The sequence below is a fragment of the Streptomyces sp. NPDC056527 genome, from assembly GCF_042794475.1.
Classification (GTDB): Bacteria; Actinomycetota; Actinomycetes; order Streptomycetales; family Streptomycetaceae; genus Streptomyces.
The window spans coordinates 1-22,258 of sequence record NZ_JBHTTQ010000091.1 but is presented as its reverse complement, the minus strand read 5'-3'; the positions used below and the strand labels follow the sequence as shown (position 1 = coordinate 22,258).

Sequence of the window (22,258 nt, the reverse complement as noted above, 5' to 3'; positions counted from 1 at the left end):
ATCAGAGGGTCTCGATCCAGTTGGTGAGCAGCTGTGCTCCGGCGTCGCCGGACTTCTCGGGGTGGAACTGGGTCGCCCACAGGGCGCCGTTCTCGACGGCCGCGACGAACGGCTCGCCGTGGGTGGCCCAGGTGACCTTGGGGGCACGCATGTTGGGGTTGCCGACCTCCAGGCTCCACTCGCGCACCGCGTAGGAGTGCACGAAGTAGAACCGGGCGTCGGCGTCGAGGCCCGCGAACAGCTCGCTGTCCTCGGGCGCGTCGACGGTGTTCCAGCCCATGTGGGGGACGACCGGGGCGTTCAGCGGCTCGACCGTACCGGGCCACTCGTCGAGACCGTCGGTCTCCACGCCGTGCTCGATGCCACGAGCGAAGAGGATCTGCATGCCGACGCAGATGCCCATCACGGGACGGCCGCCGGAGAGCCGGCGGTCGATGATCCACTCGCCGCGCGCGTCCTTGAGGCCCTTCATGCAGGCGGAGAAGGCACCGACGCCGGGGACGAGGAGCCCGTCGGCGTTCATGGCCTTGTCGTAGTCCCGGGTGATCTCGACCTCGGCGCCGACATGGGCGAGGGCGCGCTCGGCGGAGCGGACGTTGCCGAAGCCGTAGTCGAAGACGACGACCTTCTTGGGGGTACTCGCAGTGCTCATACCGCTCATTCCCAGATTCCCTGGATCCGAAGGACGCCCGCGACCAGGCACATCGCGGAGGCGATGGCGAGGACGACGATCACGCCCTTGGGCAGCTTCTGCTTGGAGAAGGAGTACACACCGCCGGCGAGGAAGAGCCCGACGACGATGAGGATGGTGGAGAGGCCGGTCATGGAGTTAGAGCGCGCCCTTCGTGGAAGGCAGGATGCCGGCCGCGCGCGGATCGCGTTCGGAGGCGTAGCGCAGGGCCCGGGCCAGCGCCTTGAACTGGCACTCCACGATGTGGTGGGCGTTGCGCCCGTACGGCACGTGGATGTGGAGCGCGATCTGGGCCTGCGCGACGAAGGACTCGAAGATGTGCCGGGTCATCGTCGTGTCGTAGGAGCCGATCATCGGCGCCATGTTCTCGGGCTCGGTGTGCACCAGGTAGGGGCGGCCGGAGAGGTCGACGGTCACCTGGGCGAGCGACTCGTCCAGCGGGACGGTGCAGTTGCCGAAGCGGTAGATGCCGACCTTGTCGCCGAGCGCCTGCTTGAAGGCGGCGCCGAGGGCGAGGGCGGTGTCCTCGATGGTGTGGTGCGAGTCGATGTGCAGGTCGCCGTCGGTCTTGACGGTGAGGTCGAACAGACCGTGGCGGCCCAGCTGGTCGAGCATGTGGTCGTAGAAGCCGACGCCGGTGGCGACGTCGACCTTTCCGGTGCCGTCGAGGTCTATCTCGACGACGACGGAGGTCTCCTTGGTGGTGCGCTCGACTCTTCCAACGCGGCTCATGAGCTCTGCTCCTTCTTCAGTGCGCGAACCGCATCGAGGAACGCGTCATTCTCTTCGGGGGTGCCGGCGGTGACCCGCAGCCAGCCCGGTACGCCGTTGTCCCGGACCAGGACGCCCCGGTCGAGGATCTTCCGCCAGGCCGTGTGGGAGCCCTCGGCTCCGTCGAAGCGGCCGAACTGGACGAAGTTGGCGTCGGACTCGGTGACCTCGTAGCCGATCGCCCGCAGCTCGGTGACCAGGCGGTCCCGCTCGGTCTTGAGCTGCTCGACGTACCCGAGAAGCGTATCGGTGTGCTCCAGGGCGGCGAGGGCGGTGGCCTGGGTGACGGCGGAGAGGTGGTACGGCAGCCGTACGAGCTGCACGGCGTCGACCACGGCCGGGTGGGCGGCCAGATAGCCCAGGCGCAGACCGGCCGCGCCGAAGGCCTTGGACATCGTGCGGGAGACGACCAGGTTGGGTCGGCCCTCGATCAGCGGCAGCAGGGAGTCCCGGTGGCTGAACTCGACGTACGCCTCGTCGACGACGACGAGGGACGGCTTGGCGGCCTGGGCCGCCTCGTACAGCGCGAGGACGGTCTCGGCCTCGACGGCGGTGCCCGTGGGGTTGTTGGGCGAGGTGATGAAGACGACGTCCGGGCGGTTCTCGGAGATCGCCTCCTCGGCCGCCTCGACGTCGATGGTGAAGTCCTCGTTGCGCGGGCCGGAGATCCAGCCGGTGCCGGTGCCGCGCGCGATCAGCGCGTGCATCGAGTACGAGGGCTCGAAGCCGATGGCCGTACGGCCCGGGCCGCCGAAGGTCTGCAGCAGCTGCTGGAGGACCTCGTTGGAGCCGTTGGCGGCCCAGACGTTCTCGAGCGCGATCGGGTGCTTTCCGGTACGGGTGAGGTAGCGGGCGAGCTCGGTCCGCAGCTCGATCGCGTCCCGGTCCGGGTAGCGGTTGAGGCCGCGGGCGGCCTCGGCGACCCGCTCCGCGATCCGGGCCACCAGGGGCTCGGGAAGCGGGTACGGGTTCTCGTTGGTGTTCAGCTGGACGGGCACATCGAGCTGCGGCGCGCCGTAGGGCGTCTTGCCCTTCAGCTCGTCGCGGATCGGGAGGTCGTCGATCCGGATGGTGTCGTTCGAGGTCACTTGCTTTCAGGCACCTTCCAACCGAACCGGGCCTTGAGCGCGGCACCGTGCGCGGGCAGGTCCTCGGCCTCGGCGAGGGTGACCACGTGGTGGGTGACCTCGGCGAGGGCGTCCCGGGTGTAGTCCACGATGTGGACGCCGCGCAGGAAGGACTGCACGGACAGGCCCGAGGAGTGGCAGGCGCACCCGCCGGTGGGCAGTACGTGGTTGGAGCCGGCGCAGTAGTCGCCCAGGGAGACGGGCGCCCAGGGGCCGACGAAGATCGCGCCCGCGTTGCGGACGCGGTCGGCGCGGGCGGCGGCGTCCGCGGTCTGGATCTCCAGGTGCTCGGCGCCGTACGCGTCGACGACCTTGAGGCCGTCCTCCAGGTCGCTGACGAGGACGATCGCGGACTGCTTTCCGGCCAGGGCCGGGACGATCCGGTCGTCGATGTGCTTGGTGGCGGCGACCTGGGTCTTCAGCTCGGCCTCGGTGGCCTCGGCCAGCTCCTCGGAGTCGGTGACGAGGACGGCGGCGGCCATCGGGTCGTGCTCGGCCTGGCTGATCAGGTCGGCGGCGACGTGCACGGGGTCGGCGGTGGAGTCGGCGAGGATCGCGATCTCCGTCGGGCCGGCCTCGGCGTCGATGCCGATGCGGCCGGTGAAGTACCGCTTGGCCGCGGCGACCCAGATGTTGCCGGGGCCGGTGACCATGTTGGCGGGGGCGCAGGACTCGGTGCCGTACGCGAACATCGCGACGGCCTGGGCGCCGCCGGCGGCGTACACCTCGTCGACGCCGAGCAGCGCGCACGCGGCGAGGATCGTCGGGTGCGGCAGGCCCCCGAACTCCTTCTGCGGCGGGGACGCGAGCGCGACGGACTCGACGCCCGCCTCCTGCGCCGGGACGATGTTCATGATCACGGAGGAGGGGTAGACGGAGCGGCCGCCGGGCGCGTAGAGGCCGACGCGCTGGACCGGGATCCACTTCTCGGTGACGGTGCCGCCGGGCACGACCTGGGTGGTGTGCGTCGAGCGGCGCTGGGCGCGGTGGACGATCCTGGTGCGCCGGATGGACTCCTCGAGGGCCGCGCGGACGGCCGGGTCGAGCTGCTCCAGGGCCTCGGCGAGCGCCTCGGCCGGCACGCGGACGTGCTCCAGCTTCACACCGTCGAACTTCTCCGCGTACTCGACCAGGGCCGCATCGCCACGATGATGGACGTCCTCGCAGATGGGCCGCACCTTCTCCAGGGCGGCTTCCACGTCGAACTCGGCACGGGGCAGCAGGTCGCGCAGTGCGCCACCCTCGGGGAGGGCGTCGCCGCGCAGGTCGATACGAGAGATCACGGGTCAATTCTCGCAGACGCCCCACAAGCGCCGGACGTCCGTATCACTGGCTGATACGAGCCACATTGGCGTCTTGTCGCCACAGCTGACCGTTAGCGTTCAGTCCGTCACTCAGCGGGAAGAACGGCTGTACGAATCCAGGGAAGCGGATTCGTGGAAAGCGAGGGGGCGGCAGTGACCGAGCCGCACGATGACGAAATGCCGGACGGCCTCACGGGCCCGGAGCGGGTCATGTGGCGGGCCTTCCGGATCGGCAGGACCTGCGATCTGAGCGAGGGGGACGCGGCGCGGGACGATCCCTTCGGCCCGCATGTGTGGGGCGACGCGCGCAGTGTGCGCGCCGACGTGGTGGCTCTGCTGCTGCTCGACGGGCCGCCGCCGCGGTCCGGGCGGGTCGCGGCGCTCAAGCTGCGCGGCGTGCGGATCACGGGCGGGCTCAATCTCGCCGGCGGTGAGATACGCCCGTACGTGGAGCTGAACCGCTGCCGGTTCGAGCAGGAGATCGTGCTTCCGGAGGCCCACTTCGGGACGGTGCGGATGGTGGAGTGCGCGATACCCCGCTTGGAGGCGGCGCGGCTGCACACCCAGGGCGATCTGCATCTGCCGCGCTGCCGGGTGGAGCGGGGCATCCGGCTCACGGACGCGCAGATCGGCACGGATCTGCTGCTCAACCAGATCCAGGTGTGGCCGGACCGGCGCGGCCGGGCGATCACGGCGGACGGGCTGGTGGTGGCGCAGGACCTCCAGGCCGAGCTGATCGAGACGTACGGCGAGCTGAGTCTGCGCGGGGCGAAGGTGGGCGTGTCGCTGAGCCTGCGCGGCAGCGTGCTGCGCGGTGCGCAGCAGCGCCGCGCGCTGAACGCACCGCAGCTGACGGTGGAGCGCTCGCTCTATCTGAACGCGGCATGGGTGTACGAGGGCTCGGGGAACGCCACGGCCACTCCCCCGTACGGCATCGGGTACACACCGGTGCAAGGAGCACGGCGCAAGCCGGTCGAGTGCCATGGCGGGGTGCGGCTGGACGACGGCCGGTTCGGTGACGCGGTGGACCTGCACTACGCGCGGTTCGTGCTGGACGGGGCGCGGCGGGAGCAGGTGTCGCTGCGCCGGATCGTCACCCCGGAGCTGCGGTTCAACGGGGAGCCGCCGGAGGAGGGTCGGGTCGTGCTCAACGGCGCGAAGGTCGTGACGCTGATCGACCTCTCCACGAGCTGGCCGGGCCCCGGCGGTCTGTCGATGAACGGCTTCGTCTACGAGAACCTCGTGCCGTACGGGCACTTCCCGCTGGCGCGGCGGCTCGAATGGGTGGCGGCGGCGACCCCGGAGTACGCCCCGGAGCCGTACGAACGCCTGGCGACGGTGCTGCGCAACAGCGGGGAGGACGCGGACGCCCGGGAGGTGCTGCTCGCCAAGCAGAGACGGCGCCGGGAGACGCTGCCGGTGGCCGGGAAGCTCTGGGGGTACCTCCAGGACTGGACCGTGGCGTACGGCTACCGGCCGGGGCGGGCCGCCCTGTGGATGGCGGTGCTGTGGGCGGCGGGGGCGCTCGCCTTCTCCCGCTACGACCCGGTGCCGCTGAAGCCGGAGGAGTCGCCGAACTGGAGCGCCACGCTGTACGCGCTGGACCTGCTGCTGCCGGTGATCAACCTGGGCCAGGACGGCTACTGGCGCCTGGAGGGCTTCTGGCAGTGGGCCGCGACGGTGCTCATCCTCCTGGGCTGGGTGCTGGCGACGACGGTGGCGGCGGGGGCGTCGCGGTTGCTGCGGCGGGGGTGACGGATGTGACGTGAGGGGCGGATTCTGCCGCCCCTCACCCCTTTCTTTACCCTGTCTTGACCTCGTGCAGGACAACTTTCCCGCCGCTACCAAAGCTTCACAGTCCCCCACTGGCGCCGCTCCCACCTGCGGTTTTCAATGGTCCGCACGATGTCATTGCTCCGCGCCCTGATCGGCACCGCCCGTATGGTCCGGCACAGCCCGCGGCTCGTCGCCGCACTGCCGCCGGACGACGACGTGCTGCTCGACGCGCCGGACGATCGGCTCGCCCCGGCGCTGGTGGCCGCCGCCCTCGCCGACCCCGAGCCCGCCGCCAAGCTGCTCGCGACCACCCGGGACGCCGCCGAGTGGGAGAAGCGGGACCGGTACGTGGCCAGACTCGCCACCTTCGCGTACAGCCGTGACGAGTGGCTGGTCCACTGGCTGGCCGTCTCGCCCCGCGACCCGGACGCGCTGCTCGTCAAGGCGGAGCTCGCGGTCCGCAGGGCCTGGGGTTCGCCGGCCCGCTCCGAGCGGCTGCGCGAGCTCGGGCCGCTGATCGACGCGGCCGCGGAAGCCTCGCCCGGCGACCCGGTGCCGTGGCGGCTCGCCCTGGACCACGCGCGGGGCACGCACGCGGGCAACGCGGTGTTCGAGTCGCTGTGGGAACAGGCCGTGCGCCGCTCCCCGCACCACTACGGGTGTCACATCGCCGCGCTCCGCTATCTGTCGGCCCAGTGGTACGGCTCGCACCGCGAGTGCTTCGACTTCGCCGAGCAGGCAGCCGAGGACGCGCCGCCCGGCTCGCTGGCCCGGGCGCTCCCGGTCAACGCCGCCTTCGCCCAGCTGCTGGCCGGCGCCGGCCCCGTCGAGGAGGACCGGATCGACGCGGCGGCGGACCGGGGCATCGCGCTCTCGGCGGAGTACGCGGCATGCGACGCATGGCTCGCCGAGGTCCGGAACCTGCTGGTGTACGTGCTGCTCAGGCGGGGTCGCCAGGAGGAGGCGCTGGAGGAGTTCCGCCGGATCGGTCCGCATGCCACGTCGTTTCCGTGGGCGCTCGTCGGGGACGATCCGCTCGGTGGATTCCTGGAGGCGCGGGACGCGGTACGGGGCGCGGTGGCCCGCACGATCCCGCTGCGCGGAGCCGGACGTGGACGGGCCGGACGAGGCGCGCCCGACGGCCATTACGCTTGACCGCTGTGACCACCGCCAGCCTGCCACTCTTCCCGCTCAACGCGGTGCTGTTCCCGGGCCTTGTGCTGCCCCTGAACGTGTTCGAGGAGCGTTATCGCGCCATGATGCGCGAGTTGCTCAAGTCCGACGACTCGGAGCCCCGTCGCTTCGCCGTGGTCGCGATCCGCGACGGCCGCGAGGTCGCGCCGTCGGAGCCGGGGATGCCGGACCCGACGACGCAGCGGGAGAAGGGGCCCGCGGCGGGCTTCGGCCCGGACCCCATCCAGGCGTTCCACCGGGTCGGCTGCGTCGCCGACGCGGCGACGATCCGGGAGCGCTCGGACGGCAGCTTCGAGGTGATGGCCACGGGTACGACCCGGGTGAAGCTGCTGTCGGTGGACGCGAGCGGTCCGTTCCTGGTGGCCGAGATCGAGGAGATCCCGGAGGAGCAGGGCGACGAGGCGGGCACGCTGGCGGAGGGGGTGCTGCGGGCGTTCCGCACGTACCAGAAGCGGCTGGCGGGGGCGCGGGAGCGGTCGCTGACGACGAGCGACCTGCCGGACGATCCCTCGGTGGTGTCGTACCTGGTCGCGGCGGCGGCGGTGCTCGACACGCCGGCGAAGCAGCGGCTCCTGCAGGCGCCCGACACGGCGACGCGGCTGCGGGAGGAGCTGACCCTGCTGCGCACGGAGACGGCGGTGCTGCGTCATCTGCCGTCGCTGCCGGCGGTGGATCTGACGCGGGCGCCGACGAGCCCGAACTGACGAAGGATTCCTGTGGCGAAGAAGCAGAAGAAGCAGGCGGGCGGCACGCCGGCGACGGTGGCCCTGACGGCGTCGGGGACCCCGTTCACGCTCCACTCCTACGACCACGACCCGGCGTCCCCCTCCTACGGCGAGGAGGCGGCGGAGGCGCTGGGCGTCTCCCCCGACCGGGTCTTCAAGACGCTGGTCGCGGACGTCGACGGCGAACTGACGGTGGCGGTGGTCCCGGTCGCGGGCCAGCTGGACCTGAAGGCCCTGGCCTCGGCGGTCGGCGGCAAACGCGCCACGATGGCGGACCCGGCGGCGGCCGAACGCACGACGGGCTACGTCCGCGGCGGCATCTCCCCGCTGGGCCAGCGCAAACGCCTTCGCACGGTCCTGGACGCGTCGGCCACGACCCACGAGACCATCTGCATCTCGGCGGGCCGCCGCGGCCTGGAAGTAGAACTGACCCCCACGTCCCTGGCCACCCTGACAGCGGCGGTCCTGGCCCCCATCGGCCGCGGTTGACACTCGAAGCCGAGTCCCACGACCCGAACCCGCCGCGCGGGGGCGCCCCCGTCTCGGGGGAGAGGGGGGGGTGGGAAACCACCCCGCCCCAGCAGGCGTCAGGACTGCCGGCCCGGGCTCGGCTCGTCCGTCGTCGGCCATTCCGGCTCCAGGTCCCTCGGGCCGAAGAGGGCCGTCAGGGCCAGGTGGACGATCATCGCGGCGATCGGCCACGCCAGCATCGCCCCGGCCCACATCTCCAGCTTCAGCGGCGCGTCGAACACCACGTTCGGCCCCACCTGCTTCGCATGGGCCACCACGTCGTGCGTCGGGCCCAGCAGCGTGCCCACGCCCCAGCCGAGGAGCGATCCGAGCACGCCGCCCACCGCGAGCCCCATCACCAGGGCCACGCCCCCGTGCCGGTGGAAGAGGAAGACCAGGGCCGCCACCACCGCTCCGAAGGCGAGCGCGAGCAGCACGAACGTCCCGTCCGCCCCGATCGCCGCCTCCCCCTCGCTGTGCCGGAGGAAGACCGCCTTGCCGTCCGAGATCAGCGAGACCCGCGGCGCCAGCCACAGCCACAGCAGCCCCAGCGCCGCCCCGGCGACCACGGAGACCAGGGAGATCACGGCCGCCTGCCGCAGCTCCGTCACCGCGCTCGGCACGCCGTCGTCGCCCGGCAGCGGAGGATAGGGCGCCGGCCACCCGTCCGGCGGCACGGCGTCGTTCGGAGGCTGGTGAGGCGGTGTCAGAGGTGCGGTCACCCCGCCATCGTGCCAGGTACGGAAGGGACCCGCCTCAGCGGACCGCCGCCCGCCGGTACGCCCACGTCGCCACGGCCAGCGACACGACCCCCACGACCCCGCACACCGCGAGGTCGAGCCCCACCGCCGCCCAGTCCGGGTGCGGATCGAACGTGCGGGCCAGCGCCTCCACCCCGTACGTCGACGGCAGCAGGTCCCGCGCCCAGCCGATCGGCTCCGGGAGCCGCTCCGCCGGCAGCACGCCGAGCAGCAGCGCCGCCGACATGCCGAGCTGCCCGAGCAGCGTGGCGAGTTCCTGCCGCGGCGCGAGCAGTCCGAGCGCCGCGCCGAGCCCGGCGAGCGCGGCCCCGGCCAGCGGCACGACGGCCGCGAGGATCCACAGGTTTCCGAGCGGCAGCCCGAAGAGCACCGACCCGATGACCGCGGTCACGACGGTCCCCGGCACGGTGAAGGACGCGTACGCCCCGGCCGCACCCAGCACCACCGCTGCCGGCGGCACCGGCAGCGTCGCGTAGTGGTCGAGCCCTCCGGTGGCCCGCAGCTGCCCGAAGTACTGGGCGAGCAGATTGAGCGCGACGAAGGCGACCACGAGGACCGACGAGCCGGCCACGACCGCCCGCGCCTCCGCCCCGCCGTCGACGACGCCCCGCATCAGGACCATGATCCCGACGGACTGGAACGTCGCCACGAACAGCAAGGGGATACGGGAGACCCGGGCGCGCGAGAGCTGCGCGCGGTAGACGGCTGCGAGGGCCGGCAGCAGCCGGGCACGCGGCGCCAGCGGCGCGGCGGTCCCGGCGGCCTGTGCGTCGGGAGCCCAGGCCGACGCGACCTCGGCGGGCACGATGCTCACTCCGTACAGCTCCTCATGCCTTCACCAGTCCCGTGACTCCTTGACTCTCGCCGCCCAGCGCCAGATACACGTCCTCCAGGCTCGGCGTGGCCAGCGTGAAGTCGTCCAGGGCGGCGAACGCCGCCCCGCCCGTCACCGCCGCGACCGTCGCCCGCGCCTCGTCCGGGGCGAGCCGGAGGGTCCAGCGCCGCCCCGACTCCTGTGCGAGCCCGCGCAGCGCGGCGACCTCCGGGACCTCCAGCGGCGCGTGCTCGCGCCACACCAGATCGACCCGGACCTCTCCCGCGACGCGCTCCTTGAGCCCGCCCGGCGTGTCGCAGGCGATGACCCGGCCCCGATCCAGGACGGCGACCCGGTCCAGTACGGTCTCGGCCTCGATCACGTTGTGGGTGACGAGCAGCACGGTGGTGCCGTGCTCGGCCCGCCGCCGGTCGACGGCGCTCCAGACGGCCCGCCGGGCGATCGGGTCCATCCCGGTGGTGGGTTCGTCGAGGACGAGCACGGTCCGCTCGCCGACCAGGGCGGCGGCGACGCAGGCGAGCCGCCGCTGTCCGCCCGAGAGCTTCTTCAACGGCCGCCCGGCGAGCTCGGTGAGGCCGAGCTCCTCCAGGACGGCGTCCTTCGCGGCCCGCGCGTCCCGTGCGGTCAGCCCGCGCAGCCGCCCGGTGGTCTCGGCGGCGAGCGCGACCGTCAGCTCGTCGAGCGCGGTGGACTCCTGGCCGAGGTAGGCCAGCAGACGCGCGGCTCGTTCCGGGTGGCGTACGAGATCATGGCCGAGCAGCTCGACCGTGCCGGAGTCGGGACGCATCAGCCCGGTCAGCTGACGTACGAGAGTCGACTTGCCGGCGCCGTTGGGGCCGAGCAGGCCGAAGATCTCGCCGCCGCGCACATCGAGGCTGATCCCGTCGGTTGCACGGATCTCGGGGGTCGCGGGCGTCCCTCGCCGAGCGCGCGCGGCGGGGTACGTCTTGACCAGATCCCGCACCACGCACACCGTACTCACGGAGGAAGAGCCTACGGGGTCCCTCCGCCTACTCCCCCGCGGGGGCGTGTTCCGCGGCGGCCCGGACGTCGATCTCGCGCCAGAAGCCCGCCCGGATCGCGTACCGGTCGTGCTCGTCGATCTGGTCGTCCTTGTGGGCGAGCAGGCCGAACCTGGCCGCGTACCTGAGCAGTTCGCCGTCGATGCGGTGCGGGATGCGCGGGTACATCACGGAGAGCTTCTGGACGTGACTCTGCTCGGGGAGCCGCTCCATCCAGCGACGGGCGAAGACCTGTCCGACCTCGAAGGGGTCGCCGCCGACGGTGGTGATGTCCTCCTCGCGGTCGGCCCAGCGCTGCTCGGCGCTGGTGAGCTGGGCGAGGGTGGGCAGGGAGGCGGTCTCGGGGGGCTCGCCGAGTGCGCTGCCGGGGCGTTCGATCCAGCCCTTGTCGGAGGACCAGCGCAGGGTGGCGTTGGTGGCCGGCGGGGCGGCCGGGACGCCGGGGCCGCGCAGTCCCGCGAGGTCCTTGGGGGTGGGGACGACCTTGCCGGTGGCCGGTGCGGGCACGCCCGCCGTTCCGTCCTCGGCCGGCGCGGGCGCCTCGGGGTCGGCCGTGCCGTTGTGTACGGAGGCGGCTGCCGCGGCCGCCGCCTCGGCGGCCCGTTCGGCGGAGGCGGCCAGCGCCGATTCGGGCAGCGGGGCGGAGAGGATCGCGGCGATCTCGGGGCGCGGGGCCGGCGGGGGCGCGCAGATGCCGGTGAGGTCCTTGGCGCGGACGGCCCGGGTGATCCAGGCCCGGTCGAGGACCCGGCGTTCGTCGGCCTCGGCGACGAGGTCCTCGGACTGGTTGTAGTCGCCGTCGGCGGCCTGCACCGCCCAGAGGTGGACGGCGACACCGTGTTCCTTGGCGGACATCAGGCCGGGCAGCAGATCACCGTCGCCGGTCACGAGCACCACATCGGAGCAGGCGCGGTTTCTGGCCAGCTCGGTGAGCTCGGCATGCATGGCCGCGTCGACGCCCTTCTGGGCCCAGCGACCGTCGCTGCGGGTCAGGGCGCCCAGCCGGACGGTGACCCTGGGCATCACGCGCAGCCTGCGGTGCTCGGGCTGGGGCACCCGGTCGGGAGCGCCGTCGAACCAGTAGATGCGCAGCAGGGGCTGTTCGGTGTCGGCCTCGGCCCGTTCGCGCAGCCCCTGGATGAGCGCGGCATGGTCGACGGTGATCCGGGAGCGGGCCGGTTCCCCGGCGAGGAGGCTCGCGGCGGCGCCCAGCAGATAGCCGGCGTCCACGAGAACGACGCAGCGGTCCACGTGTTCCACCTTCTTTCGGGAACCTCGGGATCGGAAGTTGCTTCGGATTTCCCCAGAGTCTGCCCGACCGTGGAGAGGTTGACGGCCGGAACTGGATCATCGGCGTGGCGAATGTCACTCCGCGGCCCGCTCACTGACGGTAATGATCCAAAATGCGGCGGTTCACCCTATATGTGAGGCTGACAGCGGCCCTGGCCCCGAGATCCCTTTGAGGAGGCATCACCATGGCCAAGAATCGGAAGCAGAACCGCAGTCAGCAGCAGTCCTCGCAGGCCGAGCGCGGCGCCCAGCAGGCGCAGCAGTCGTCGATGGAGTCCCAGGCCGAGCAGCGCGCCTCGCAGGTGACTCCCGGTGACATGGCCCGCAAGGGCCGGCAGAAGCGCTTCGGTCACAACTGATCGCGCACAACCCCGGAAGGGGCGCACCCGTGACGACGGGCGCGCCCCTTCCGCGCGTGTGGGCCCCGGCTTCCGCGGGGGGCGCTGCCGCTATCCGGCCAGGCAGGACGGGCCGAGCAGCACCTTCAGATCGCCGAAGAGGGCGGGGTCGGGCTGGACCCGGTGCCGGTCGAGCCGCAGGACGGTCGTCGTGCGCGGGCCCTGGAGCTTGATCCGTACCTCGGTGTTGCCCTTGTGGTGCCCCAGGATCTCGCCGAGCCGGCTGATCATCGGCGGGGTGACCTTGACGGTCGGGATGGTCAGGATGACGGGCGCGTTGGTCCCGGCGTTCGACAGGTCCGGGACCATCAGCTCCATGGCGACGAGCCGGGGCACGTCCTCGCGCTTGTCGAGCCGGCCCTTCACGAAGACGACCGTGTCCTCGACGAGCTGGGTGGAGACCAGCTGGTAGGTGGCCGGGAAGAACATGCACTCGATGGAGCCGGCGAGGTCCTCGACCGTGGCGATGGCCCAGGCGTTGCCCTGCTTGGTCATCTTGCGCTGGAGGCCGGAGATGATGCCGCCGATGGTGACGACCGCGCCGTCGGAGTGCTCGCCGCCGGTGAGCTGGGAGATCGCCGCGTCGGTCTTGTCGGAGAGGACGTGCTCGATGCCGAAGAGCGGGTGGTCGGAGACGTAGAGGCCGAGCATCTCGCGCTCCTGGGCGAGCAGGTAGGACTTCTCCCACTCGACGTCGGAGAACTCCACGTCCAGGCCGAAGCCGGGCTCGTCGGTCGCCTCGTCGCCCATGCCGCCGAAGAGGTCGAACTGTCCCTCGGCCTCCTTGCGCTTGACCGCCACCACGTTGTCGATCATCGGCTCGTGGTGGGCGACCAGGCCCTTGCGGGTGTGGCCCATCTCGTCGAAGGCGCCGGCCTTGATCAGCGACTCGATGGTCCGCTTGTTGCAGACGACCGCCTCGACCTTGTCGAGGAAGTCGGGGAAGGTGGAGTACTTCCCCTTCGCCTTGCGGGACTTGATGATCGACTCGACGACGTTGGTGCCGACGTTGCGGACCGCGGAGAGGCCGAAGAGGATCACGTCGTCGCCCTGGGCGGCGAAGTTCGACTCGGACTCGTTGACGTTGGGCGGCAGGACCTTGATGCCCATGCGGCGGCACTCGTTGAGGTAGACCGCGGACTTGTCCTTGTCGTCCTTGACCGAGGTCAGCAGACCGGCCATGTACTCGGCCGGGTAGTTGGCCTTGAGGTACGCGGTCCAGTAGGAGACCAGGCCGTACGCGGCGGAGTGCGCCTTGTTGAAGGCGTAGCCGGCGAAGGGGACCAGGACGTCCCACAGGGCCTGGATGGCCTCGTCGCTGTAGTCGTTCTTCCGGGCGCCGGTCTGGAAGATGGTGAAGTTCTTCGCCAGTTCCTCGGGCTTCTTCTTGCCCATCACGCGGCGGAGGATGTCGGCCTCGCCGAGGGAGTACCCGGCGATGATCTGGGCGGCCTTCTGGACCTGCTCCTGGTACACGATCAGGCCGTAGGTGACCGCGAGCACCTCTTCGAGCGGCTTCTCCAGCTCGGGGTGGATCGGGGTGATCTCCTGCTGCGCGTTCTTGCGCAGGGCGTAGTTCGTGTGCGAGTTCATGCCCATCGGGCCCGGCCGGTACAGGGCGGACACGGCGGAGATGTCTTCGAAGTTGTCGGGCTTCATCAGCCGCAGCAGCGAACGCATGGGGCCGCCGTCGAACTGGAAGACACCGAGGGTGTCGCCGCGCTGGAGCAGTTCGAAGGTCTTCGGGTCGTCCAGCGGCAGGGCCAGCAGGTCGAGGTCGATGCCCTTGTTGGCCTTCACCATCTTGACGGCGTCGTCCATGATGGTCAGGTTTCGCAGGCCCAGGAAGTCCATCTTCAGCAGGCCGAGCGACTCGCACTGAGGGTAGTCCCACTGCGTGATGGTCACGCCGTCGGTGTGCCGCACCCAGATCGGGGCGTGGTCGACGATGGGCTCGCTGGACATGATCACGCCGGCGGCGTGCACGCCCATCTGCCGGACGAGGCCCTCCACACCCTTGGCGGTGTCGATGACCTTCTTCACGTCGGGCTCGTTCTCGTACATCGCCCGGATCTCGCCGGCCTCGCTGTAGCGGGGGTGCGAGGGGTCGGTGATGCCGTTGAGGTCGATGCCCTTGCCGAGGACGTCGGCGGGCATGGCCTTGGTGAGCCGGTCGCCCATGGCGTACGGGTAGCCGAGGACGCGGGCGGAGTCCTTGATGGCGTTCTTCGCCTTGATCTTGCCGTACGTGCCGATCATGGCGACCTTGTCGGCGCCGTACTTCTCGGTCACGTACCGGATCACCTCGACGCGCCGACGCTCGTCGAAGTCGATGTCGACATCGGGCATCGAGATGCGCTCGGGGTTGAGGAAGCGCTCGAAGATCAGTCCGTGCGGGATCGGGTCGAGGTCGGTGATGCCCATGGCGTACGCGACGATCGAACCGGCCGCGGAGCCTCGGCCGGGGCCGACCGCGATGCCCTGCTTCTTGGCCCACATGATGAAGTCGGCGACGACGAGGAAGTAGCCGGGGAAGCCCATCGAGATGATGGTGTCCATCTCGTACTCGGCCTGCTTCAGCCGGTCGTCCGGGATGCCTCCGGGGAAGCGGCGGTGCATTCCCCGCATGGTCTCCTCGCGGAACCAGGAGACCTCGGTGTAGCCCTCGGGGATGTCGAACTTCGGCATGAGGTTCTTCTCGACGAACATGCCGTCGGTGTCGACCTGCTCGGCGACGAGCAGCGTGTTGCGGCAGCCCTCCTGCCAGGCGTCCGAGGAGTCGACGGCGTACATCTCGTCCGTGGACTTCAGGTAGTAGCCGGTGCCGTCGAACTTGAAGCGGTCCGGGTCGGAGAGGTTCTTGCCGGTCTGGATGCACAGGAGCGCGTCATGGGCGGTGGCCTCGTGCGCGTACGTGTAGTGCGAGTCGTTGGTGACCAGCGGCGGGATGCCGAGCTTCTTGCCGATCTCCAGGAGCCCGTCGCGGACGCGGCGCTCGATCTCGATGCCGTGGTCCATCAGCTCCAGGAAGTACCGGTCCTTGCCGAAGATGTCCTGGTACTCGGAGGCGGACTTCAGGGCCTCGTCGAACTGGCCGAGGCGCAGCCGGGTCTGCAGCTCGCCGGAGGGGCAGCCGGTGGAGGCGATGAGCCCCTCGGACCACTGGGAGATGGTCTCCTTGTCCATCCGGGGCCACTTCTGCAGCCAGCCCTCGGCGTAGGCGTCGGAGGAGAGCCGGAAGAGGTTGTGCAGTCCCTTGTTGTTCGCCGCCCAGATCGTCTTGTGGGTGTAACCACCGGAACCGGAGACGTCGTCCCGCTTCTGGTGCGGCTGGCCCCACTGGATCTTCCGCTTGTTGCGCCGGGACTCCGGGGCGACGTACGCCTCGATGCCGATGATCGGCGTCACACCGGCCTTCTTGGCCGTGTGGAAGAAGTCGTACGCCCCGTGGAGGTTGCCGTGGTCGGACATGGCGATATGGGTCATGCCCATCTCGTTGCACGCGTCGAACATGTCCTTGAGCCGCGCGGCACCGTCCAGCAGCGAGTACTGGGTGTGTACGTGAAGGTGCGTGAAGGGCGGCTTGGTCACGGCGGGGAGCCTCCGGAAAACGGGAGTCGACAGGCTGCGGACAGTCTGGGGGGACAGCGTGGAAGTCTACGGCTCTCCACTGACAACCGGCGGGCACTCGGGGGTACGGTCGCGCGTTGAGAGACACAGAACGCCTGTCCCAATTGTCATGAACAGTCTTGCACCAGGAGGCACCCTCGATGTCGGTCCCCCAGCCCACCGCCGCCGAGCGCGGTGAGCAGATACTCGCCGTCTTCGACACCGCCTTCGGTGAGCTCCTCGCCGCCGACCCCGCCGCCTTCCGCGTCAAGTTCCGGAAGATGGCCGGCTCCGCCTTCGCCTTCTACCGGGGCACGGCGTGCCTGTTCTACAGCGACCTGGAGCAGGAGCAGCACGGCGGTCCGTACGTGGACGAGCAGACCGGCCGGGTCTGGATCCACGGCGATCTGCATGCCGAGAACTTCGGCACGTACATGGACGCCAACGGCCGGCTGATCTTCAACGTCAACGACTTCGACGAGGCGTACGTCGGTCCCTTCACCTGGGACCTGAAGCGGCTCTCCGCCTCCCTCGCCCTGATCGGCTACACGAAGGCGCTGAGCGACGAGCAGATCACGGAGCTCGTACGGATCTACGCCGCGGCCTACCGGGAGCGCATCCACGCCCTGGCGGTCGGCGCCAAGGACGACGAGGTGCCCCCCTTCACCCTGGACACGGCCGAGGGCCCGCTCCTGGACGCGCTGCGCGACGCCCGCTCGCTGACCCGCTTCGGCCTCCTGGAGTCGATGACGGAGATCCGCGACTTCGAGCGCCGCTTCTCCTCCGGCGGCGGTTCCATCGAGCTGGACGCGGCCACACGCTACAAGGTCCTGGCGGCCTTCGACGGCTATCTGGAGACCCTGCCGGAGTCGTCACTGGCGCGCCCCGACTCGTACCGGGTCAAGGACGTCGTGGGCCGGCGCGGGATCGGCATCGGTTCGGCCGGTCTGCCCTCGTACAACATCCTTCTCGAGGGCAACAGCGACGCCCTGGAGAACGACGTCGTGATCTACATGAAGCAGGCGCAGACCCCGGCCGTGTCCCGCCATGTGACCGACGCGGCGGTGCGCGGGTACTTCCAGCACGAGGGTCACCGCACGGTCATCTCCCAGCGGGCCCTCCAGGCGCATGCGGACCCGTGGCTTGGCTGGACGGAGCTGGACGGCTCCGGGCAGCTGGTCGCGGAGGTCTCGCCGTACGCGGTGGACCTGGACTGGTCGGACATCGACGATCCCGAGGAGATCGCGGCGACCGTGGCCGACCTCGGCCGCGCGACGGCGACGATGCATGCGGCGGCCGACGACTCCAGCGGCCACTCGCTGGTGCCGTTCTCGACCGAGCGGGCCATCGACGCGGCGATCGCCGCCGACGAGGCGGGCTTCGCCGATCTGCTGGTCGACTTCGCGCACAGCTACGGAGCCCGCGCGCGTGAGGACCACCAGATCTTCGTGGACCTGTTCCGCAACGGCCGGATCCCGGGCTTGTAGGCCCTTCGCACAGCTCGCCCTTAGGGGGCTCTTACAGGAAGGCATGGCACACTCTCCAGCGCTATGGACATATCAGGGACGCGGCTCAGGGGGCTGCGGGCGGCGCTCTTCACGGCACTGGTCGTGACGCTGTCCGTCGGCTCCCATGTGCTGCTGTCCCAGGTGCCGCTGCCGCTGCTGACCGTGGGCCTGCTCTCGGCCGGCGTGTTCGCCGTGGCGTACGCGCTGGCCGGCCGCGAGCGCGGTTTCGGCCCGATCGCGGGGCTGCTCGTGCCGCTGGAGCTGGCGGCCGACACGGTCTTCACCGCCGGCCAGGCGGTCTGTTACGGCCAGGCCGGCGGCCCGGTCGCAGGTTCGCTGCGCGCGGTGGGCGTGGACGTCCTGTGCGGCGGCGCGCTGGGCAGCCCGCTGCCGGGGGTCGCCGCCCCCGAGAGCGGGACCGCGGCCGCCCTCCTGAACTCTCCCGACCCGGCCCTGCCGTGGCTGCTGCTCGCCGCCCATGTGTCGGTCGGGCTGTTCGCGGCCGCCTGGCTGCGGCACGGCGAGCGGGCGCTGACCCGGCTGGTCGGCGCCGTGGCAGCCGTCGCCTTCCGGCCGCTGCTGCTCGTCGCCGCTCTCCTCGGCGCCCCGCGCTCGGCTCCGGGGCGCGGCGGGCGCCCCCTGGACCGGCCCCGCCGGTCCCGTACCCGCCTTCTCGTGCACTCCGTCGGACGACGGGGACCGCCGTGCTCGGGCTTCGCCCTCGCCTGAGCACCGCCATCCCCCTTCCTTTCGACGTTTCACGGAGATCACGACCATGAGTGCACGCAACAGCCAGAGCAACAAGGCGGCCGCCCGCGAGCGGCTGCGCATCGAGCGCGAGCGCCAGGCCAAGAAGGACAAGGCCCGCCGTCAGGTGATCGTCGCCGTGTCGGCGGTCGCCGCCCTGGCGGTCGCCGGCGGCATCGGCTACGCCGTCGTCCAGGCCAACAAGCCGTCCCACTGGGAGGCGGTGGCGAAGGAGACGGCCGTCACCGCGCCCAAGAACACCGAGGGCACCGACGGCACGACGGTCGTCGTCGGCAAGGCGTCCGCGAAGAAGACTCTGGAGCTCTACGAGGACTCGCGCTGCCCGGTCTGCGCGACCTTCGAGCAGCAGGTCGGCGCGACGGTCGACAAGGACGTCGAGGCCGGCAAGTACAAGGTCAAGTACGTCGGCGCCACGTTCATCGACAACGTCGACCAGGGCGAGGGCTCGAAGAACGCCCTGTCGGCCCTGGGCGCGGCGCTGAACGTGAGCCCCGAGGCGTTCATGGAGTACAAGTCCGCCCTCTACTCCACCCGGTTCCACCCGGAGGAGAGCCAGGACAAGTTCGCGAAGGACTCCTACCTGCTGGAGGTCGCGGACTCGGTCCCGGCGCTCAAGGGCAACGCGGAGTTCAAGAAGAACGTGGAGAGCGGCACGTTCGACGCCTGGGCGATGAAGATGTCCGCGGCGTTCGACGCCAGCGGTGTGAAGGGCACGCCGACGCTGAAGATGGACGGCAAGGCCCTGACGGCCGAGGGCAGCGAGAACCCGCCGATGACGGTGGAGCAGTTCAACGCCGCGATCACGCCGGCGCTCAAGGGCTGACGGGCGTTCGGGTCCGCGGGAGCCCCGGCCCCCGCGGACCCGCCCCGCGCACGGGCGGCGGCGGATTATCACGTCCGCCGGTCGACGAGTGGGCGAACTTCCGGTTTTCGCCTGCCTGTTCGTCATACTCGCCAGTAATCTGACTGGCCGTGACCAGTCGACACATACCCCATGCCCCCACCCGCCGTACGGTCGTGAAGGCCGCCGCCGTCACGGCCGTCGCCGCTCCGGCACTGGTGGGCGCCGCCTCCCCCGCGTTCGCGGACTCCGAGGCCCCCGCGTTCGTGCACGGCGTCGCCTCCGGCGACCCGCTGCCCGACGGCGTCCTGCTCTGGACCCGTGTGACCCCCACCCCCGACGCCGGACCCGGATCCGGCAGAGGCCCCGCCGTCACGGTCGGCTGGGAGGTGGCCGAGGACCGGGCCTTCACCCGGATCGTGGCCCGCGGCACCGCCGACGCGACGGCCGCCTCCGACCACACCGTCAAGGTGGACGTCCGGGGCCTTCGCCCGGAGACCGCGCACTGGTACCGCTTCACGGCGGGCGGGACCGTCTCCCCCGTCGGCCGCACCCGCACCACGCCGGCCGCCGACGCCGTCACGCCCGGTGTCCGTTTCGGAGTCGTCTCCTGCTCCAACTGGGAGTCCGGCTACTTCTCCGCGTACCGCCACCTCGCGGCCCGCGCGGACCTGGACGCGATCCTCCATCTCGGCGACTACATCTACGAGTACGGCACCGGCGCCTACCCCGAGGCGAAGTACGTCGTCCGGCAGCACGAGCCGAAGCACGAGATCGTCTCGCTGTCCGACTACCGCACCCGGCACGGGAAGTACAAGACGGACGCCGATCTGCAGGCGCTGCACGCCGCGCACCCGATGATCGCGATCTGGGACGACCACGAGGTCGCCAACGACGCCTGGTCGGGCGGGGCGGAGAACCACACGCCCGGCACCGAGGGCGAGTGGGCGGCCCGGGTCGCCGCCGCCAAGCAGGCGTACTTCGAGTGGATGCCGGTCCGCGCCTCGACCGAGGGCACGGTCTACCGGCGGCTGCGCTTCGGCAAGCTGGCCGATCTGCACCTGCTCGACCTGCGCTCCTTCCGCTCGCAGCAGGCGGGCATCGGAAAGGGCGCCGTCGACGACCCCGAGCGCACCCTCACCGGCCGCGCCCAGCTGGACTGGCTGAAGTCCGGCCTCGCCGGCTCGGACGCGACCTGGAAGCTGGTCGGCACCTCGGTGATGATCTCGCCGGTCGCCTTCGGCGCCCTGCCGGCCCACCTGCTCGGCCCGCTCGCGGAGTTGCTGGGCCTGCCGAAGGAGGGGCTCGCCGTCAACGTCGACCAGTGGGACGGCTACACGGACGACCGCAAGGAGCTGCTGGCGCATCTGACCCAGCGGTCCGTCCGGAACACCGTCTTCCTGACCGGTGACATCCACATGGCCTGGGCCAACGACGTGCCCGTGAAGGCGGCGACGTACCCGCTGTCGCAGTCGGCGGCCACCGAGTTCGTGGTCACCTCGGTGACCTCGGACAACCTGGACGACATCCTCCATGTGGCGCCGGGCACGCTCTCGGTGGTGGCGGCCGGGGCGGTCAAGGCCGCCAACCGCCATGTGAAGTGGGTGGACATGGACCACCACGGCTACGGCGTGCTCGACGTGACCGCCGAGCAGTCGCAGATGGACTACTACACGGTCTCCGACAAGGCGAAGGCGGACGCGACGGCCGCCTGGTCGCGCTCGTACCGGACGCGGAACGGAACGCAGCGCGTCGAGCGGGTGTACCAGCCGGTGCGCTGAGCTCACCCCGGCCCTTCACCGAACCGACGCCATGGATGATTTTCAGCCATGATCGCGTCTGTTAACAGAAGATCACATCGCCACGGCGGGTGGTGAGTTCGACCGTTCGAATCCGGACACACCACCCGCCTCTGGCCCCTCGTTCGTTACGTCGATGTCTCAAACTCCGGAACGGACGAAAGTTTTTCTTCCCGATGACCCGAAATGCCCCACGAATGATTGGGCTTGATCAATGCTCAACAACGTCTGACATGGACCCGTAATCTCCCCGCGGTGGCGAGGAATTGCCTCCCACAAACCCCCCGCGAGGAGTCACCAGTGCGTGCTCTTGTTCGTATATCGCCGCGTATGTCACGTCGTATGCTCGGCACCGCGGTCATGGCCGGAACCCTGGCCCTGGCCCCCCTTTCCGCCCCGTCGGCCGCCCCGGCCACCACCACGACGGCCGCCGCTCCCTCCGCCGAGGAGTGCGCGGACGGTGCGGAGTCCCTCTCCGGCGCCCGCAAGGCGCGCGGCGCCTCCACCCACGCCGGCGAGCCCAACGAGATCTCTGCGGCCCAGGCCAAGGCCATGGACGCGGACCTGAAGAAGAGACTGGAGTCGGTCCGCGCGAGCGGCATGAACGCCACCGCCGCCGTGGTGAACATCCCCGTCTACTTCCACGTCGTCCACAGCGGCACCACGGGCAAGCTGAGCGCCACCGCCATCAACAACCAGCTGGCGGTCCTCAACGCGGCCTACGGCGGCCAGGGCACCGGCAATGTGAACACCAACTTCCAGTTCACGCTCGCCTCGACCGACTACACGGACAACGCCACCTGGTACAACCTGGCGTCCGGCTCCACGGCCGAGAAGCAGATGAAGCAGACGCTGCGCAAGGGCGGCGCCGGCGCGCTGAACTTCTACACGGCCAAGCTCAGCGGCGGTCTGCTCGGCTGGGCGACCTTCCCGTCCTCGTACAACTCCAGCCCGTCCATGGACGGTGTGGTCGTCCTCGACTCCTCGCTGCCGGGTGGCTCCGCCGCCAACTACAACGAGGGTGACACCGCGACCCACGAGGTCGGCCACTGGCTGGGGCTGTACCACACGTTCCAGGGCGGCTGCAACGGTAACGGCGACTCGGTGAGCGACACCCCGGCCGAGAAGAGCCCTGCCTACGAGTGCCCGACCGGCCGTGACAGCTGCGCGTCCAAGGCGGGTGTGGACCCGATCCACAACTTCATGGACTACACGTACGACGCCTGCATGTACCAGTTCACTTCCGGCCAGGTCACGCGGATGAACGACATGTGGTCCGCGTACCGCGCCGGCTGACGCACTCGAGAACGGAAGGGCGCGGCGGGAGAG

Annotated in this window: 20 protein-coding genes; 10 read left to right on the top strand and 10 right to left on the bottom strand. The window is 70.7% G+C overall.

Annotated features, from left to right (window positions below):
* Position 1: 1 nt before the first annotated feature.
* The 5 genes from hisH to hisD are packed head-to-tail and all read right to left on the bottom strand — an operon-like array spanning position 2 to position 3,872.
* Positions 2 to 652: an imidazole glycerol phosphate synthase subunit HisH gene (hisH, locus tag ACFQ7Q_RS30190; RefSeq protein WP_383560539.1), complete on the bottom strand. Its 651-nt coding sequence runs from the start codon at positions 650 to 652 to the stop codon at positions 2 to 4.
* 5 nt (positions 653 to 657) lie between these two features.
* Complete coding sequence (locus tag ACFQ7Q_RS30185; RefSeq protein WP_329121655.1) at positions 658 to 825, bottom strand: hypothetical protein; 168 nt, start codon at positions 823 to 825, stop codon at positions 658 to 660.
* 4 nt (positions 826 to 829) lie between these two features.
* Complete coding sequence (gene hisB / locus ACFQ7Q_RS30180) at positions 830 to 1,423, bottom strand: imidazoleglycerol-phosphate dehydratase HisB (protein ID WP_158986436.1); 594 nt, start codon at positions 1,421 to 1,423, stop codon at positions 830 to 832.
* Positions 1,420 to 2,550 (bottom strand): histidinol-phosphate transaminase, encoded by a 1,131-nt coding sequence (locus ACFQ7Q_RS30175; RefSeq protein ID WP_383560536.1) that lies wholly within the window; start codon positions 2,548 to 2,550, stop codon positions 1,420 to 1,422. The genes hisB and ACFQ7Q_RS30175 overlap by 4 nt, the downstream gene beginning before the upstream one ends.
* A complete protein-coding gene (gene hisD / locus ACFQ7Q_RS30170) occupies positions 2,547 to 3,872 on the bottom strand; it encodes a histidinol dehydrogenase (RefSeq protein WP_383560534.1) in 1,326 nt (441 codons plus the stop codon). The genes ACFQ7Q_RS30175 and hisD overlap by 4 nt, the downstream gene beginning before the upstream one ends.
* A 174-nt stretch (positions 3,873 to 4,046) precedes the next feature.
* Here hisD and ACFQ7Q_RS30165 point away from each other — a divergent pair, with 174 nt between their 5' ends.
* The 4 genes from ACFQ7Q_RS30165 to ybaK all read left to right on the top strand — a co-directional run bounded on the left by ACFQ7Q_RS30165 (position 4,047) and on the right by ybaK (position 8,077).
* A complete protein-coding gene (locus ACFQ7Q_RS30165) occupies positions 4,047 to 5,648 on the top strand; it encodes an oxidoreductase (protein ID WP_383560532.1) in 1,602 nt (533 codons plus the stop codon).
* A 138-nt stretch (positions 5,649 to 5,786) separates the two neighbouring features.
* Positions 5,787 to 6,824: a hypothetical protein gene (locus ACFQ7Q_RS30160; RefSeq protein ID WP_383560530.1), complete on the top strand. Its 1,038-nt coding sequence runs from the start codon at positions 5,787 to 5,789 to the stop codon at positions 6,822 to 6,824.
* A 5-nt stretch (positions 6,825 to 6,829) separates the two neighbouring features.
* Positions 6,830 to 7,567, top strand: coding sequence for an LON peptidase substrate-binding domain-containing protein (locus tag ACFQ7Q_RS30155; RefSeq protein ID WP_383560528.1), 738 nt, complete (start codon positions 6,830 to 6,832; stop codon positions 7,565 to 7,567).
* A 12-nt stretch (positions 7,568 to 7,579) separates the two neighbouring features.
* Positions 7,580 to 8,077 (top strand): Cys-tRNA(Pro) deacylase, encoded by a 498-nt coding sequence (ybaK, locus tag ACFQ7Q_RS30150; RefSeq protein ID WP_383560525.1) that lies wholly within the window; start codon positions 7,580 to 7,582, stop codon positions 8,075 to 8,077.
* Positions 8,078 to 8,175: 98 nt separating this feature from the next.
* Here the strand turns inward: ybaK and ACFQ7Q_RS30145 are convergent, their stop codons facing one another.
* Genes ACFQ7Q_RS30145 through ACFQ7Q_RS30130 form a run of 4 tightly spaced genes read right to left on the bottom strand, consistent with a single transcriptional unit; the run spans position 8,176 to position 11,976 of the window.
* Positions 8,176 to 8,820 carry a DUF2567 domain-containing protein gene (locus ACFQ7Q_RS30145; RefSeq protein ID WP_383560522.1) on the bottom strand — a complete coding sequence of 215 codons (645 nt, stop codon included), beginning with the start codon at positions 8,818 to 8,820 and terminating at the stop codon, positions 8,176 to 8,178.
* Between the two features lie 34 nt (positions 8,821 to 8,854).
* Complete coding sequence (locus tag ACFQ7Q_RS30140) at positions 8,855 to 9,673, bottom strand: ABC transporter permease (RefSeq protein ID WP_383560520.1); 819 nt, start codon at positions 9,671 to 9,673, stop codon at positions 8,855 to 8,857.
* Positions 9,674 to 9,686: 13 nt separating this feature from the next.
* The gene (locus ACFQ7Q_RS30135; RefSeq protein ID WP_383560517.1) at positions 9,687 to 10,676 is read right to left on the bottom strand and encodes an ABC transporter ATP-binding protein; all 990 of its coding nucleotides are present in this window, start codon (positions 10,674 to 10,676) and stop codon (positions 9,687 to 9,689) included.
* A gap of 28 nt (positions 10,677 to 10,704) precedes the next feature.
* Positions 10,705 to 11,976, bottom strand: coding sequence for an NYN domain-containing protein (locus ACFQ7Q_RS30130; RefSeq protein WP_383560514.1), 1,272 nt, complete (start codon positions 11,974 to 11,976; stop codon positions 10,705 to 10,707).
* A gap of 215 nt (positions 11,977 to 12,191) precedes the next feature.
* On the opposite strand from ACFQ7Q_RS30130, the gene ACFQ7Q_RS30125 reads away from it, so the two are divergent.
* Positions 12,192 to 12,365 carry a hypothetical protein gene (locus ACFQ7Q_RS30125; protein ID WP_376443835.1) on the top strand — a complete coding sequence of 58 codons (174 nt, stop codon included), beginning with the start codon at positions 12,192 to 12,194 and terminating at the stop codon, positions 12,363 to 12,365.
* Between the two features lie 90 nt (positions 12,366 to 12,455).
* On the opposite strand, the gene dnaE is transcribed toward ACFQ7Q_RS30125, so the two are convergent.
* A complete protein-coding gene (gene dnaE, locus ACFQ7Q_RS30120; protein WP_383560511.1) occupies positions 12,456 to 15,995 on the bottom strand; it encodes a DNA polymerase III subunit alpha in 3,540 nt (1,179 codons plus the stop codon).
* Positions 15,996 to 16,174: 179 nt separating this feature from the next.
* Between dnaE and ACFQ7Q_RS30115 the strand changes: the two genes are divergently transcribed.
* From ACFQ7Q_RS30115 to ACFQ7Q_RS30095, 5 genes are all read left to right on the top strand, one after another.
* The gene (locus tag ACFQ7Q_RS30115) at positions 16,175 to 17,500 is read left to right on the top strand and encodes a DUF2252 domain-containing protein (protein ID WP_383560508.1); all 1,326 of its coding nucleotides are present in this window, start codon (positions 16,175 to 16,177) and stop codon (positions 17,498 to 17,500) included.
* Positions 17,501 to 17,563: 63 nt separating this feature from the next.
* Entirely contained in the window at positions 17,564 to 18,250 is a 687-nt protein-coding gene (locus tag ACFQ7Q_RS30110) for a hypothetical protein (RefSeq protein ID WP_383560505.1), read from the top strand.
* Between the two features lie 46 nt (positions 18,251 to 18,296).
* Positions 18,297 to 19,112, top strand: coding sequence for a thioredoxin domain-containing protein (locus tag ACFQ7Q_RS30105; protein WP_383560502.1), 816 nt, complete (start codon positions 18,297 to 18,299; stop codon positions 19,110 to 19,112).
* A gap of 149 nt (positions 19,113 to 19,261) precedes the next feature.
* The gene (locus tag ACFQ7Q_RS30100) at positions 19,262 to 20,911 is read left to right on the top strand and encodes an alkaline phosphatase D family protein (RefSeq protein WP_383560499.1); all 1,650 of its coding nucleotides are present in this window, start codon (positions 19,262 to 19,264) and stop codon (positions 20,909 to 20,911) included.
* Positions 20,912 to 21,259: 348 nt separating this feature from the next.
* Positions 21,260 to 22,225, top strand: a complete 966-nt coding sequence (locus tag ACFQ7Q_RS30095) for a zinc metalloprotease (protein WP_383560496.1) — start codon at positions 21,260 to 21,262, stop codon at positions 22,223 to 22,225.
* Positions 22,226 to 22,258 lie beyond the last annotated feature (33 nt).